Origin of the sequence: Aquimarina algiphila (assembly GCF_007489275.1) — a bacterium.
In the GTDB taxonomy this organism is placed as follows: Bacteria; Bacteroidota; Bacteroidia; order Flavobacteriales; family Flavobacteriaceae; genus Aquimarina; species Aquimarina algiphila.
In genome coordinates, this window is record NZ_VLNR01000056.1 from 39,263 (window position 1) to 54,935 (window position 15,673).

General features: G+C 32.3%; 14 protein-coding genes and 1 pseudogene. 4 read left to right on the forward strand and 11 right to left on the reverse strand.

Annotated elements, in window-relative coordinates:
• Positions 1–13: 13 nt before the first annotated feature.
• The 8 genes from FOF46_RS21985 to FOF46_RS22020 all read right to left on the reverse strand — a co-directional run bounded on the left by FOF46_RS21985 (position 14) and on the right by FOF46_RS22020 (position 8,199).
• Entirely contained in the window at positions 14–439 is a 426-nt protein-coding gene (locus tag FOF46_RS21985; protein ID WP_143917933.1) for a GlcG/HbpS family heme-binding protein, read from the reverse strand.
• Between the two features lie 2 nt (positions 440–441).
• A complete protein-coding gene (locus FOF46_RS21990; protein WP_109438167.1) occupies positions 442–1,401 on the reverse strand; it encodes a sugar phosphate isomerase/epimerase family protein in 960 nt (319 codons plus the stop codon).
• A 28-nt stretch (positions 1,402–1,429) separates the two neighbouring features.
• Positions 1,430–1,993: a D-lyxose/D-mannose family sugar isomerase gene (locus FOF46_RS21995; protein WP_143917934.1), complete on the reverse strand. Its 564-nt coding sequence runs from the start codon at positions 1,991–1,993 to the stop codon at positions 1,430–1,432.
• 11 nt (positions 1,994–2,004) lie between these two features.
• A complete protein-coding gene (locus FOF46_RS22000; RefSeq protein WP_143917935.1) occupies positions 2,005–3,273 on the reverse strand; it encodes an MFS transporter in 1,269 nt (422 codons plus the stop codon).
• A complete protein-coding gene (locus FOF46_RS22005; protein ID WP_143917936.1) occupies positions 3,266–3,901 on the reverse strand; it encodes a GntR family transcriptional regulator in 636 nt (211 codons plus the stop codon). The genes FOF46_RS22000 and FOF46_RS22005 overlap by 8 nt, the downstream gene beginning before the upstream one ends.
• A gap of 360 nt (positions 3,902–4,261) precedes the next feature.
• Complete coding sequence (locus tag FOF46_RS22010; protein WP_244299709.1) at positions 4,262–4,726, reverse strand: c-type cytochrome; 465 nt, start codon at positions 4,724–4,726, stop codon at positions 4,262–4,264.
• Between the two features lie 9 nt (positions 4,727–4,735).
• Positions 4,736–5,857, reverse strand: coding sequence for a PQQ-dependent sugar dehydrogenase (locus FOF46_RS22015; protein WP_143917937.1), 1,122 nt, complete (start codon positions 5,855–5,857; stop codon positions 4,736–4,738).
• Between the two features lie 41 nt (positions 5,858–5,898).
• A complete protein-coding gene (locus FOF46_RS22020) occupies positions 5,899–8,199 on the reverse strand; it encodes a TonB-dependent receptor (protein ID WP_143917938.1) in 2,301 nt (766 codons plus the stop codon).
• 193 nt (positions 8,200–8,392) lie between these two features.
• On the opposite strand from FOF46_RS22020, the gene FOF46_RS22025 reads away from it, so the two are divergent.
• Genes FOF46_RS22025 through FOF46_RS22040 form a run of 4 tightly spaced genes read left to right on the forward strand, consistent with a single transcriptional unit; the run spans position 8,393 to position 13,173 of the window.
• Entirely contained in the window at positions 8,393–10,720 is a 2,328-nt protein-coding gene (locus FOF46_RS22025; RefSeq protein WP_143917939.1) for a TonB-dependent receptor, read from the forward strand.
• Between the two features lie 28 nt (positions 10,721–10,748).
• Positions 10,749–11,447: a hypothetical protein gene (locus tag FOF46_RS22030; RefSeq protein WP_143917940.1), complete on the forward strand. Its 699-nt coding sequence runs from the start codon at positions 10,749–10,751 to the stop codon at positions 11,445–11,447.
• 23 nt (positions 11,448–11,470) lie between these two features.
• A complete protein-coding gene (locus FOF46_RS22035; RefSeq protein ID WP_143917941.1) occupies positions 11,471–12,499 on the forward strand; it encodes a sensor histidine kinase in 1,029 nt (342 codons plus the stop codon).
• On the forward strand, positions 12,496–13,173 hold the full coding sequence (locus FOF46_RS22040; RefSeq protein ID WP_143917942.1) for a LytR/AlgR family response regulator transcription factor: 678 nt from the start codon (positions 12,496–12,498) through the stop codon (positions 13,171–13,173). The genes FOF46_RS22035 and FOF46_RS22040 overlap by 4 nt, the downstream gene beginning before the upstream one ends.
• Positions 13,174–13,176: 3 nt before the next feature.
• Here FOF46_RS22040 and FOF46_RS22045 read toward each other — a convergent pair whose 3' ends face one another.
• The 3 genes and pseudogenes from FOF46_RS22045 to FOF46_RS32655 form a co-directional block, all read right to left on the reverse strand.
• Positions 13,177–14,325 carry an NAD-dependent epimerase/dehydratase family protein gene (locus FOF46_RS22045; RefSeq protein ID WP_143917943.1) on the reverse strand — a complete coding sequence of 383 codons (1,149 nt, stop codon included), beginning with the start codon at positions 14,323–14,325 and terminating at the stop codon, positions 13,177–13,179.
• 64 nt (positions 14,326–14,389) lie between these two features.
• Positions 14,390–15,457 carry a helix-turn-helix domain-containing protein gene (locus tag FOF46_RS22050; protein WP_143917944.1) on the reverse strand — a complete coding sequence of 356 codons (1,068 nt, stop codon included), beginning with the start codon at positions 15,455–15,457 and terminating at the stop codon, positions 14,390–14,392.
• 106 nt (positions 15,458–15,563) lie between these two features.
• Positions 15,564–15,673, reverse strand: a pseudogene (locus tag FOF46_RS32655) (IS982 family transposase); the annotation flags it as partial.

Below are 15,673 nucleotides of genomic sequence, written 5' to 3' on the forward strand. Positions count from 1 at the left end.
TATTTTATATATATTACCAACCTTTGTTATCAAGAGCTTCTAGAACGACTACTTCATCCATTTCTGCATCCATGGTACCAGCTACAGCAATGGCACCTAGAAGTTCATCATTATGCCAAATGGGATATCCTCCTTTTAAAGGAACATATGCTTCTGATGTAGCACTATCCAGAACCAACATAGGTGTTCTTCCTTCTAATACTACATTTTCGAGATCGATTGTGGGTCTTTTAAAAGCAGCAGCGGTGGCAGCCTTACCAATTGCTATTTTTGCAGCACTGCTCATTGTATTTTCAAGAATCTCTAATAATATTAGATTTCCACTGTTATCAACAATTGCAATTGCTCCTGGGACATTATGTTGAAATGCTGACTTTGTAGCAGCATTCATAAGTGATTTTGCGTCACCATACGTTATTTTAAAAGTTTCTTTTGGCATTTTTAAAGTCTATAAATTTCTTTTCGTACTAATTTCATCAAATCCATATGCTTTTCTTCATGCATAAGTCTTCTGTATTTATCACGATCTAGATGTTCTACAATATTCCAAATGGCTTTATTCATTTCTGCATGTTCAGTAAAAAAACCAACCATATCAAAAATACGGGGAGATGCATCGGCTGTAAAATACTTGTTGTAACCAAATTCTTTTGCATAAAAGAAAAACTCTACCGTATGTAAAAAATTTCTAGAACCACCAATTAAATCCCAGTCAAACTGCCAATCATTATCATTGGTGTGTAAGTAATAATCTACGTTTGACTGTTCGCACAGAGCGAGTACCTGTGCTGGATTTTCTTTGGCTAAAAGAGAATGACCAAAATCAATTGTAATTCCGGTTGCAGCATTCTGAACTTCTTTTAAAAACACAATTGTTTTTGCGCAACTATCCAAATGACAGTTTACTCTGGTTTCATTAATTTTATATTCAATAAACAAGGGCATTTCTGGTTTATAATCTGCAGCTTCGGCGACAGCATCAATCATATATTTCCAGGCTTTTTGATAATCTACCTGAAATAAGTTGTCAAACCCATCTGATAGAGGGCAACAAGTAACCAAGGGTGCACCAACGGTAATTGCATAATCTTTTGCATCTTTGATCATTTGAACAGCTTCTTGTCGCAGATTTTCTTTTGGTCTGGATAATGCACCAGGGACCCATTTTGTTTCTTTTTTGATATTGGCATTTACAGCAGCAAATTCTAATCCCATCTCTTGCATTAAAGCTTTGGTTGTATTAGCTTCTTCTGTTTCATAAGGAAACACAATCTCAACACCAGTAACTCCATTAATTTTTTTTACGATTTCAAGACGTTCTCTTAGAGCAGTAGGTTCTTGATATTCAGAAAACCTATCCTGTGTTTTACTTAAAAATGCGGTTATAATACTTTGTTTCATTTATATTTTATTTGATATTGTTGTTGTATTAATATGTGCTGTTACTAGGTTCTTGCTCGATAATGGTATCTCTTACAATATTTTGATCGGTAAACTGATCCATTAAATCTGTTACAGTTGTTGAAAAAGAATACATTACAGCTCCCTTTTTACCAGCTTGGAACCAATGTTTTGTCCCTGCTGGTAATACTAATTGATCTCCAGGGTTAAGTACAACTTCATTTCGCATGGTGTAGCAATCTTCTTTTCCATCTACAATAAAACCTTGTGTCATGTTATTTTCTCCAGGGATATAGAAATAAAGTTCTCCACTAATAGCTCTTATAACTTCTTCTTTTCCGGGGTCATTTCCTACGGTAGGGTGCCAGTGCTCTGGTTCTGTTTGATTAGGTAATAAAACCAATATTTTACCGGCTATTCTATCAGTCTGAAACATGGTTAGTATTTGAACGCCTTCTTTTTTTATATGATTTAAACCAAAATCTGCAGCTGTTATTTTCTTTTTATCCTCTGGTGTTAGTAATAGTCCAGCAGCTTCAATCATCTCAATGGATTGTTGGCAAACGTCTTTAAATTCTTCAAATTTTATCATTCTTTACTTCTTTATTGAGTTAGGGACAATGGTTTTTGTGGTTTTACGATCAGCCACATAGGTATAGCTAATACATTAAGTAGTGCGGCTAAAAAGAAAAAAGGAGTATTAGAACCTGTAAATGCTATCATATATGGGAAAGCTAATGCAGTAAAAAAAGAACCTAAGTTTCCTGCCATATTCATGGTTCCGCTAACAGTTCCCGAATGCTCTTTTCCAATATCAAGGCAAGCTGACCATGATGGACTTAACGTCATATCTGCTCCAAATACAGCCAGAGATATAAAGATTACGGCTCCCAGGACTTCGTCCATATAGATACTTGCTACTATTCCGATGGCTGCAAGAGCAAATCCTATCATGGCAGGTACCTTTCTTGATAGTTCCCAGTTTCCTTTTTTGTAAATGAAATCTACCATCCAACCTGAAACCCAATTTCCGATGGCACCAAATATAAATGGAGCAGAGGAATAGAAACCAGCTTCAATAATATCTAAATTGTATTTTGCCTTAAGGTGAGGGAACAACCAGGTTAAACAAAAAAAGAAGGTAAAATTACTACAGAAATACTGTCCCATCATTAGCCATACTGCACGAGAACCAAACAATTTTTTAAATGAGATAGATGGCTTATTATTATTTGTTTCTTGCACATTTTCTTTGATGATTTTTAATTCATTTTCTGAAACCGAAGCATGATTTTCTGGTAAATCACGATACCACCAATACCATATTAAGGCCCATAATACTCCAATTAATCCAAGAATAACAAAACTCATTCTCCAACTTGTAATATCAATTAACCATGCTACAATAGGCAATGCAATTGCAGCTCCGATTCTACCGCCAGAAAAATTTATACCGTGTACTAAACCTCTTTCTTTTATTGGAATCCAACTAAAAATTGCTCTCGCCATGGTTGGAAAGGCTCCTGCTTCTCCAACTCCAAAAAGAAACCGGACGATGATAAGAGTGAAAAAATTATAAACCGCTCCAGTAAGTGCTGTGAAAATGGACCAAATACTAACTACTGCGGTAAGAATTTTTCTTGCTCCGTGTTTATCTGCCAAAAATCCTGAAGGAGTTTGAAATAAGGCATAACCAAGAGCAAAAATAGATAATACCCAACCCATTTGTTTATCAGATAATGCAAGGTCATTTGCTACTGGGTCCTTGGCTACCGAAATTAAAATTCGATCAAAAAGGACAATCATAGAGAGAACAAATGTACCTAGTACCATACGATACCTAACAGGGAAAAAAGTGCTTTTTTTACTCATTTAACTTTTTTAGAATTAGTTGCTTCGTTCTATCTAGATGTGATCTGGAAAGTTCTTCAGCTAAGTCAGAGTCTCTTTTCTGGATTGCGTCAATCATTTCCATATGCTCCTGAAGTGTTTCATCAGGTTGTCTTAATAAACCTATTAAGTCAATACAAACCAATAAATTTCCTTTATGAAATAATTTGTGTAGAAAGTTATTTCCGCTGCCAAGCATAATGGCATCATGAAATTTGGCATCTGCTTTTTGATAAGCATCGTTGTCAATTTTTCCATTTAAAAAAGGAAGGAATAGATTTCTAAGTTCACTTATTTCGGCATCTGAAGCGCGGTCTGTAAATAATCGAATGGCAGTTACTTCTAAAGCTATCCTGCAATCGAATATTTCTACAATTTCTCTATCTGTAAATTCTTTTACAATTACACCTTTGCGAGGAACAGATTCTATTAAACCTTCTCCTTCTAACATTTGTAGTGCCGATCGTAAAGGCGTTCTGCTAATACCCAGATTTTCTGCTAGTTTGTCTTGAACAATCTTCTGCCCAGGGACTAGTTTTTTATTTATAATCATTGATCTGACCTCTTTGTAGGCCTGTGCACTTAGTTCATTATTAGAGAGTTTTTCCATCTTATATTTTATTTCGTATACGGTATACAGTATACTAAAGTAGTCTAAACTAATGATTTATACAAATGTTTTTTAAAATTGAATGAAAATTGAGTTTTAAAATAACCTCTAACTGAATAGCGGGAAAGTCTATAAGAAAGAAATATAAAGTTGAATAAGAACCTAATAAATATAGGTGTTTAAAGCGGGAGTATATAATGTTTGTGTTAAACTATTGTAGCAATTAATTTGTTGTTTTTACACATGGATAATATTTTAAAATATCTTTTATCATCATAGTAGTAATGTTATCAAACTATTGATAGGCTAAATAGTAATCAAGGAAGTTAGTATTATGTAGTATATGTTTTGGGAAGAGTATTATTTTTTTACTTTAGAAACTTCCTGAGTTGTAACCATTTTTTTCTGTGTATTTCCCCATGTGTTCATGATATAATTCATAACATCCGCAATTTCTTCATCCTCAAGCCCTAGTGAAGTCATTGCGCTATTGTATGATATTCCGTTAACTTCTATAGGGCCATTTAGTCCATACTTTATAGAGTGAATACTTTCTTTACGTTTATTAACTAACCAATCAGATCCTGCAAGGGGAGGGAATACTTTTGGAGTTCCTTTTCCATCGGGAAGATGACATTGCATACAAAAATCAGCATATATCTCTTTTCCACGGGCAATACTTTCTGAAAGTATTGCATCTTGAATTTCTAATTCTGTATTTGAAATGTATGTATAATCAGTGTTTCCTTTTTGAGCAAGAATCGATACGCTCATAACCAATATTATGATTTCAAAGATTAAAAGTTGTTTTAAACGCTTCTTCATTTTATACTTCTATTTTAGGGAAGGAACTATTTTTACAATACCTTTATTTTCGATAGCAACATAGATAAATCCATCAGGTCCTTGTCTTACATTGCGAACACGTCCCATGCCATCTAATAGTTTTTTTCGTCCTGTAACTTTATTGTTGCTTAATTCTACCAATTCTAAATATTGAAATTTTAAAGAACCTACTACGAGGTCGTTTTTCCAATCGGGGTATTTGTCACTGGTAATAAAATCCATACCACTGGGAGCAATAGAAGGTACCCAATAATATAAAGGTTGTTCCATTCCTTCTTTTTTGGTGATATCTGTTATCGATGTACCACTATAATTGATACCATAAGTGATTACTGGCCAACCATAATTTACTCCTTTTTTTATGGGATTAATTTCATCTCCACCCCTTGGTCCATGCTCATGAATCCAAATTGTGCCATCAGGGTGGATTGCCATTCCTTGAGGATTACGATGTCCATAAGAGAAAATCGCTTTTTTTGCACCATCCTTACTTACAAAAGGGTTATCTTTTGGGATACTTCCATCATCATTAAGACGATATATTTTTCCACCATCTTTGGTAATATCCTGAGGGTTTACATTTCTATTTCCTCTATCTCCAATACAAAAGTATAAGTATCCATCATTATCAAATTCTATTCTAGATCCAAAATGGTGTCCACGGGTAGTATTTGGAGTTCCCTTATATAATTTTTCTATGTTAACTAACTCATTATTTTTAAGTTTAGCTCTTATTAGTGCTGTATTTCCTCCTTTTTCTGGACCTTCTTTAGAAGAGTATGTTATGTATAGCCATCCATTTTCTTTGTATTTAGGATGTAGCTCGATGTCTAATAAGCCTCCTTGATTACGATTATATACTTCTGGTACACTTGTAATTGAAGTTTTAACACCATCTTTAAAGAGGATTAGCTCTCCACTTTTTTCTGTAATTAACATACTCCCATCAGGTAACCAAACCATTCCCCAGGGAATTAATAAATCAGGAACTACTATTTCTGTTGTGTAATTCTTAGGATCTTCTTCTAAAGTAATATCATTTTTCTTTTCCTGAGCACATGAAAAAGTTGTAAGGAAAGCAAAAGTCAATAGGAGAACAAAATTCTTCATAAATTATGTGTTTACTCTGGAAAAATACAAAGAAATATTGTTTATAATCTATAATTTATGTTAATCCCTCCATAGATATTAAATGGTAAACCTGGATAAAAATATCTTGGAGCGTTACCTCCAAAACCTCTTGCGTTAATCTGTAATTGAGAAGCATAGTCAGTGTCTAAAATGTTATTTACACCCAAAAATAAATCATAATTGAAGTGGTTACTAATACTATTCTTAAATCCTATTTTACCATGTAATAATTCATAGTTTTTACTAAAAGTAGTATTGGCGTCATTAACTGGGATTTTGCCTACGGTTTGATAATTAAGATTACCATAAAACCCTTTTTCTGTAATAAATTCGATGCCAGAATTGGTAACTTCTGAAGGAACACCAGTAAGATCGTTACCAGAAAAATTACTGTCAAGATCAATAAAATTATCAAATGTATGGTCATATATAGATGCGTTGAAAAAGAAATTTAAAGTTCTTTTACCAAGATTTAATCTGGCAACGGTGAAATTTAATTCAAACTCAGCTCCATTATGAGTGGTTTTGCCGGCATTAATTGCAAAGAAATTGTCATCTACAGTTCTCCTTGAGACTAACAAATCTCTGGCTCGAAGCGTGTACAAAGATAAAGAACCGTATACTCTGTCGTCAAGTAGTTTGTAACGTGTTCCAATTTCATAATTCCAACCTATTTCGGGCTTTATATTTGGATTAAAAATACCATTAGGTAATAATGTTTCTGATGTTGTAGGAGTAGAGAAACCATGAGCAATAGAACCGTAAAAAGTAACGTTGTAATTTAAAGTATAGTTTATACCAATTTTTGGAGAGAGTATAGGGTCGAAATCAAATTCTCCAGAATTGTCTTCTCCATCTGATAAAAACTGATCTTCAATGTCAAAGGAAGTTTGATTAAGGTGTGCCCCAGCATTAAATCTAAGTTTTTTGTTAATTTCATAATTCACTTCGCCAAACAGGTTATAATAGTATCGTTTTTCATCAAGATCAGAAAGTTGATTTCCCTGTACACTACCCGTTCCGATAGGGAAATCTTCATAAAGATTTTGAAAGGTCTTACCAGTATAATTTTCAAAAAATAATTCTCCGCCTATGGTCCAATTCAGTTTCTTTTTAGCGACAAGATGTGTGCCTAAAATCCTACTCCTGATACCAAAGCTATTTGTATTTTCTTTAAGGATGTTAAATGGTCTGGGTTCATCATTATTTCTAAAAGAAGTAAATAAACTGGTGTTGTTGGATATTTTTTCATTGAAACGATGTTTCCAGGTTAGTCCTAAAATTCCGTAATTTATGTCTTCAAAACCTTGAGCTCTTCCCCATGTAAATGCAGCTTGTCTGGGATTGTTATCAAAGTCTTCCTGATTTAAGGAACTAGGTATGCCCGCTTTGAGGTCGACATAACTTCCTAATATAGAAAAGCTATCTTTTTCTCCTAAATCAAAATCAGAGGCGAGTGTTATTGTATTTCGATCATACTCATTATTCTCTCGATAACCATCAGTATGGTTATTACTATAGAGTACAATAATATTTGAATTCTTCAGAGATGTAGAGGCTCTAGCGAGAATTCGTCTTAAACCATAACTTCCAAATGACGTAGTAAGTTGACTTTGGGTAGTATTTTCTTCAGCATATTCAGGCTTAAATAATATGGCGCCACCCAATCCGACACCAAAACTACTAGATGAAGGCCCTTTATGAATTTCAATTTGAGATACAGTCCCGAGTTCTAAATCTTCTATTGAAGATTCTCCATTTCCATCAGTTAATGGAATATCACCAAAATAAGCTCTGATATTTGCGGTTCCAAATAAATTTCTGGCACCAATTCCTCTAATTGTGATTCGATTGGTGTTTAATGTTCCGTTTTGCATAAAAACACCTGCCACACGATTTAGAACAGGGTGTAATTCTATCGGATTTCCTCGGTTAATATCATTTGCAGTGATAGTAGAAACAGCATCTGTTGCATATTTATGTGGTTGCGGACGAAAATAGTCTTCAATTAATACCTGTGTTAATTCTGTAATGGGGAATAATGTTATCTCTATATGTTTATCTTTACTATAATTGTCTTTGTCGATCAGGATGTAAACTCCGGCATATCCTTCTTTAGAAAATTCGATTTTACCTAAAGCCTTTATAGAAAATTTTCCGTTCACATCAGTTAAAATACTGACATTACTTCCGACATCAAGAACCTTAGCATTTTCTATGGGCAGGTTATTTGAACTATCAATTACGGTTCCGGTAACATTGAGTTGCGAGTAAGCAGGAAAACTACAAACAAGTATTAGCAATAAAAATATTCTTTTCAAGATTTGTTTTTGTTCAAATATCGTAAACTAAAGATAAATGCTTTTAAAAAACATGATTGTGTTAATGAATTTTACTAAATACCTTTTTAAAATTTAAGAGTTATATCGTTAACAGAGAAAGAAAGGACGTTCACAGATTAAAATTTCTTAAAAGCTGTAAGAGTATCACTTTTGATGTATCAAATTCAAAAAAATGATACGAACAGTAGTTGTTATGTTTTGTTTCTTCATTGGATCTCTAATCACGACCAGTCAAGAGGTAAGAACTTTTAGAGGTACGGTAATAGACGTAGTCACTAAAGAAATAATTCCTTTTGCAACAATCGCAGTTTATAATGATAAAAATGAATTGTTAGATGGTGCCTCGACAAATGATAGAGGACATTTTCAGTTAAAAACTAATAAACGATTTACATATTTTGAAATTAGTTTTATTGGTTATGAAAACTTTGTGAAACGACTTTCTGAAATTAATGACCTTACCAATATCTCAATTGAATTAAAACCGACAGTGAGCAATCTCGAAGAGGTTGTGGTAGAAGCTGGCCGAACCACTACACAACTCAAAATTGATAGAAAAATTATTGACATAGGTGCAGATATTCAGCAATCAGGAACTACGGCACTCGAAGCTTTTGACCAAATAGTTGATATCCAAACTGACCTGGGGACAGGTAGTATATCTTTACGAGGAAGTGATAATGTAAGATTATTAATCAATGGGAAACCATCTTCTATGGATGCTGTAGAATTGTTAGAACAAATTCCGTCATCTACTATTAAAAGTGTAGAAATCATTACTTCTCCTTCAGCAAAGTATCAAGCAGATGGGTTGTCTGGTGTTATCAATGTCATTCTAAAGAGAAATTTGAATACTGGATTAAATCTTAATCTCAATAGTTCTGTAGGAACAAAACGTTATGGTTATGGAATTGATGGAAACTATAATTTATCGTTTGTAAATCTAAGGTTTAATGCTTCACAATCTGGACGAGAAATGGATAGTAAGCAAACTATCGATAGAACTTTTCTGAATGGTAATACCCAAAGCATTTTTACTCCTCATGATTTTAATGGCCTTGTTAGACAAGGAACAGTAGGATTGGATTTTTTTATAGATAAATATAATGAGTTCTCGATAGGTTTTGATTATACTGATGATTATCACAGTTTTTATAACAATTCACAATATTTTAATGTGACAGATCGTAATGATTTTGTGTATACCCGAAACTCAGCACATTCACATTTTACTTCCGTTTTTAATGCTAATTATCGCAAAGCGTTTCGTAAAGAAGGACATTTTTTAGAGATAGATTATAATCTTAATGACAATAAAAATGAATATCCTGCTTCTGATTTTGAAGATGCTGTTTTTTTGTTTGATCAAATTATAGAGGAAGATAATACCATTCATGCAATATCATTAGACTACGTTTTACCGGTTTCAGAAAAAATTCAAATAGAAACAGGAGCTTCCTGGAATAGAAGTGATACAAAAAACCAGCAGTTTTTTAGAGCAAATAACACTACCGGAGCACTAGATACATTTGATTATGAAGAAGAATTGTTAGGTATTTACGGACTTGCAAAATTTAGTGCTCAAAATTTAGACTGGCAAGTAGGGTTGAGGTATGAAGATTTTTCTTCGACATCGCAAAACACGTTGAATTTATCTACAACAGATTTGGATTTTTCTAACTTTTTTCCATCAATACATGTTTCCTATAAGTTTAATGAAGATAATACAATCGGTTTAGGATATAGTAAGCGAGTCTCCCGTCCTAATCTACATCACATCAATCCTTTTCAGTTAGGTAATCCTTTCTTCAGGTTTGATGGTAATCCAGAATTAAAGCCAGAATCAAGTGATAATATTGAATTGAATTATCAAAATAATGGCGAAAAAATAAATTGGTCTTTAGCGACATTTTATCGGTATAGGAAAGATGTAATCCTGTGGGTAAATGATATCGAAGACAATAATGTACAGGTAATCTCATTCCAAAATATCGGGGTAAATCATTCTTTTGGAGTTGAAACTACAGTGAAATACAAATTTGCTAAGTTTTGGGATACAGCTCTTACGGGCAACTATTATTATACGGCGATAGATGATAATAATCTGGTTACGTGGGATGAGCTATACTCATCAAATCTACAACTAAAAAATACATTTAAGATTTCTAAAAAGATTAGTACAGATATTACATATCGACATATGCCAAGACGACAAAATGCTTTTAATTTTATTGAACCAAGACATAGAGTAGATTGGGCATTAAGAGCAAAATTTCTAAAAAATAAATTGAGAGCTAACCTTAGAGTCGTTGATGTGTTAGATAATAATTTAATGAAACGAAATACGCGTACCACAGAGTTTAATCAACGTACCGTGTGGAAGTTTCAATCACAAACTCTTGGATTTCTTTTTAGCCTCAATTACATGCTTTTCAAAAATGAAAATAAAGAGAGAAATAGAAAAAAAAGAGAATATAGACATAATGATTCTAACAATTAAAAATTGAACAATGGTAAAATTTAATGTAATGAAAAGGAACTCTTTTCTATTTATGATATTAGTAGTTTTGGGATTAGGACTAGTAAGTTGCAATTCTAATGAACTTATTGAAGAAAAAGTTAGTTCTCAGGAGCTCTCTGGGTGGGAAACACTAGGGAAAGGTAAAACTTCGATACAAGATCATGAATTTGTTTTTGAAGAGATAGATAGCTCTGATGGTTTCTTTTTGATAAGTCCAAAAAGATATGAAGGTGATATGGTATTAAAGTATAAGATAAAGCCTTTGTCTGAAGCATCGGTATTAATCACATTGTTTTCGGCATCTGATACAGCAGAAACATTACAACTCACCTTACCAGAAAAGAACGCTGATGAAGAGGCAATATGGGAGTGGCGCAGAGAAATGAACCATTATAACTTGACCTTTAATAATGAATCTCATGGATATACTCCATTTTTTTATAAAAACATTTCTTCATTAGATCGAGATTTTCATCTCCGAAAAGAAGAAAATATAATGAAGTCTAAGGAATGGGTTACCGTAGAAATAGGTAAAAAAGAGAATAGTGTATGGTTTTCTCTTGACGATATTGTTATTTTCGAACGTACAGACTTTTCGCCACTTTTAGGAGGACATGTGATTTTTAGAATAAGCGGCACTACAACCAAAGAAAAAACTATTCTGGCAAAGGCATCAATAAAGGATTTAGTGATTTATCATCAATAAAAATAATAACTTAGTACTCTTCTATGAATAATAACACGATGTATCTAAAACTGAAAAAGACAGAGCCTATATTGCATTTGTTCTTTTGGGGAATGGTACTCTTTTTTCCGTATGTAAAATATATGGGTAGAGAAGGAGGGTATCCTATGAGTTTTATGCATGAATTGGTAGCATTATTATTCAATATGATTCCCACATATATAATGTATTTGTGGTTCTTTCCATTAAGCAATAAGAGAAAATATATTCTTTTAGTATTGCTTGTCTTTATTTGCAACGCTTTGATTCATTACTATGCCGATACTTTTTTTCATCCAGAAGAAGGACATAAGCATCATCGTTGGAGATCTATAACTTCTAGTTTGGTAACATACTTATCTTTTAGTTTGGTTTTTTTTGCTTTACATTCTGTAAAGAAGTTATATACAAAACAGCAAGAGTTAGATGCTACAATACAAGAAAAACAACAAGCAGAACTTAGAGCGTTAAAAGCACAAGTGAATCCACATTTTTTATTTAATACACTCAATAATATTTATGCAAATGCATTAAAAGGAGATGAAAAAACTCCTGATTTAATTTTAAAACTCTCAAATAATTTTAGATATGTATTGCATGAAGGACAAAAAGAAGATGTGTCTCTTGATCAGGAAATTACTCATATAAAAGACTATATTAGTTTGCAAGAAGAACGATTATCTACTAAGGTAAAAGTTAATTTTTTGAGTAAGATGGATAATGCAAAAAAACAAATTGCGCCATTACTATTAATTCCTTTTGTAGAAAATGCATTTAAGTACACAAGTATTTTGAAGGGTAATAAACATCCAATAAATATTAAAGCAGTATTAAAAGATAACCAGTTCTCTTTTTATTGCGAGAATCCATACGATGAAAATGGAAAACAAGAGATCGAAATAAACTGTCAAGAGAGCGGTATTGGAATAAAAAATACACAAAAAAGGCTGCAATTGTTATATCCAGAACAGCATCAATTAGAAATTAAAAAAGAAGAGAATCTATTTAGAGTGATACTTACTATTTCATTATGATACATTGTTTAATTATAGAAGACGAGCATGGAGCGCAAGAGGTTTTACAAAATTATATCGAGAAAACCCCTTTTGTGAACTGTTTGGGGGTGTATGAAAGTGGATTGGATGTACCATTACAAGAGCTAGATGAAACAGATTTTTTGTTTTTGGATATTCAACTTCCCGAATTAAATGGTTTATCTTTTTTAAGAACGTTATCAAATCCTCCTAAAGTTATTATTACTACAGCTTATCCAGATTATGCGGTTGAAGCTTTTGAAGAAGCAGTTGTGGATTATCTGGTAAAACCTTTTTCATATGAACGGTTTTTTAAAGCTGTAAACAGGTTACAGGATATAAAAGCATTAGATAATAATGAGAACACAAAACAGCTTTTTATCTATGCAGATAAGGCTATTTATAAGGTAAATATTGATGATATTCTTTTTTTGAAAGCAGAGGTGGATTATGTGAAGGTAGTTACAAAAGATAAAAGTATTTTGATTTTAGATAGCCTTAGAAATTGGGAAGAAAAATTGTATAATTCTAATTTTGTTAGAATACATCGTTCTTATATTATCAATCTGGATAAGATTGAAAAAGTCTTGGGAAATCAGGTTTTTATTCAAGATACAGTAATGCCGATCGGAAAAACATACAAGAACGATTTCTTAAAGCGTATTAGTTATTAATAATTATTTAGCAAGCCATTTTTTGATAACCTCTTTTTCCTTATCCATAGAATAATATTTCATTTGTTTATTGTTTATAACAACTCCAAATTTTACATCATCATTTGGATGTCTGCTTTTATACCCTTCTAATTGATCTATGGTCATTTCTACCATTGGACGATTCACTAACCCTGCTTCAATTGCTTTCTGAACATTAAAATAATAAGAACCAGCCGGACTTGGTTTCCATAAAGGCATTATTTTGTATGGAAGGATCTCATTTTTTATTAAAAAGTCACCATCAATCCAATGCATTTTCTTCGGCATTTGGGTAGCATGTATTAGGCTGGAGACATAATCTTTAAAGGGAGTAGGAGTGTATGCAACATTGTAGTCTCCATAAATTTTATTCTTAGCGCAGTGAATGATAAAATTCACTAAACTTTTTACATCAGTAACCTGGATGTGATGATTGTGGGTTGCAGGTAACAGGATTTCACCTCCTCTATAAAATCTAATAGGCCAAAATGGTTCTGAATTGGGATCTTCGGGTCTTGTGGTCCTAAAATCTTTCATGCCATGAGATCTGTATATTGTATACTTATTTGTCTTTTCTCTTATGGTGACTTCAGAAAATGTTTTTCTAATAGCATACCTAAAATCTTCTTGTATGGTTTTCGGAAATTTTGGAAGTGGATTTAAAGGTTCTGTCTCTGTTATAAATTTCTTGTCCCATTTATCATAAACAGAAACAGTAGAGACATAATGATAGTGTCCAATTTGTCCCTCAAATTCCTCCAGGAAATCTGAAACAGCTTTTGGAGATTTCTGCCATGTGTCTACAACGATATCCCAATACGTTTCTTTATGTTTTTTATCAATAGTTTTAAGCCCTTGTTTGTTTTCCAGTTCTCTATCGCAGATTATTATGGGAAGATTTTTAAAAAGGTGAGGGTTTGTTTTTCCTCTATTTAATAAAGTAACATGATAACCAGATTTTAAAAAAGCACTAACAATAGTTGGTCCTATAAAACCTCTTCCGCCTAGAACGAGAACCTTAGGAATATGGTTTTTATCACTATTTGATGTATATGTTAAAGCTTCTAATGGATTTAAAAATGTAAACGCTGTAGCTGCTCCCATGGTTTTTATAAAATCTCGTTTCTTCATTTTGTTTAATCTTAAATTGAGATACAAACAAAGTGATTTGCAAGATGATAACGGAACCTCTTAATTAATCCGAACTTATTCCTTTTACAAATTGACCTGGTGTTTTTCCTGTATGCTTTTTAAAATGATGAAAGAAAGTGGATTTAGAATTAAACCCACACTCATAACCCAACCCTTCAAATGTCAATTGTTTATTATTTCCTTTCCTTATTCTGTGCATAGCATATTCTATTCGTTTTGTATTAATCAAATCATAAAAGGTAGTACCCATGTCCGAATTTATAATCTGAGAAAGGTGATGTTTAGGAATATTTAAAGATTTTGATAAAGTGGTTAATGAAAAATCTGAATGCAAATACATAGTACTTTCTTTAAAAAAGGAATTAATTTTATTTTGAAAAATATTGATCTCATCATTCTTTAAAGGACTATGCTTGTATTTTTTTTCTTCCGGAAATGCACTAAGAGAGATTTCTGGTGTATAGACGATACCATATTTCAAACCAAAAAAACCAATAATTGTAAAAAGGCTAACATAAAGTAACATATCCAGAAGTTCAAAGTATGCAACACCAACCAGAAGTTCTGTAGTAAGCCTTAACATCGCAATTCCTGAGCTAATTAAAAACAAGATTGCTATATTTTTAAGCCAGGATAATTCTAATATACTATGATCGGCTCTTTTTGATTTCAAAAATTTAAGTTTTGCATTAAGCGAGAATAATACATATAAAGGGTAAATAATTCTAGAGGCAAGTTTTGCAATAAGAACGATGATTTCTAACGATAATTCTTGATTAGGTTTGATATAAAAGCCAGAAATAGTGAAAACCAAAAAAGGTAAAAAATGTAAAATATCAAATTTGCTGGGGTGTTGATTGAATATAGTTTTTGCGTAATAGTAAAAAAAAGGGCCATGTAGAAAACCAATGGTCATTGTTAGTATTTCTAAAGCATTTATAGGATATTTTTCTTTTACTATAGCTAATACTAAGTGAGTGAAAAAAATTAAAAACCAAAGAATTAGATTCCAATCAGATAATCTTTTGTTCTTTTTTGCTAATATTAATAATATGAATAAAATACTTTGAATTGCTCCTATTCCACAAAATATTTCTAGCCAATAAGTCATGTAGTCATATCTTTTTTAATATTATCTATTACAGAATTAGGTAAAAAATAAAGTATAATCAACGCTAGATTAATATCTGAAAAGTAATAATTAACCCGTTGTGCATTTAGTTAATATTAATTTTTAGGTTGTTTATATTTCTGTTGAATTCAAACCTATTGATATATTGAATAATGGTCATTGCTGTGATCTTTGATAAGATTCTATTTTTAAATC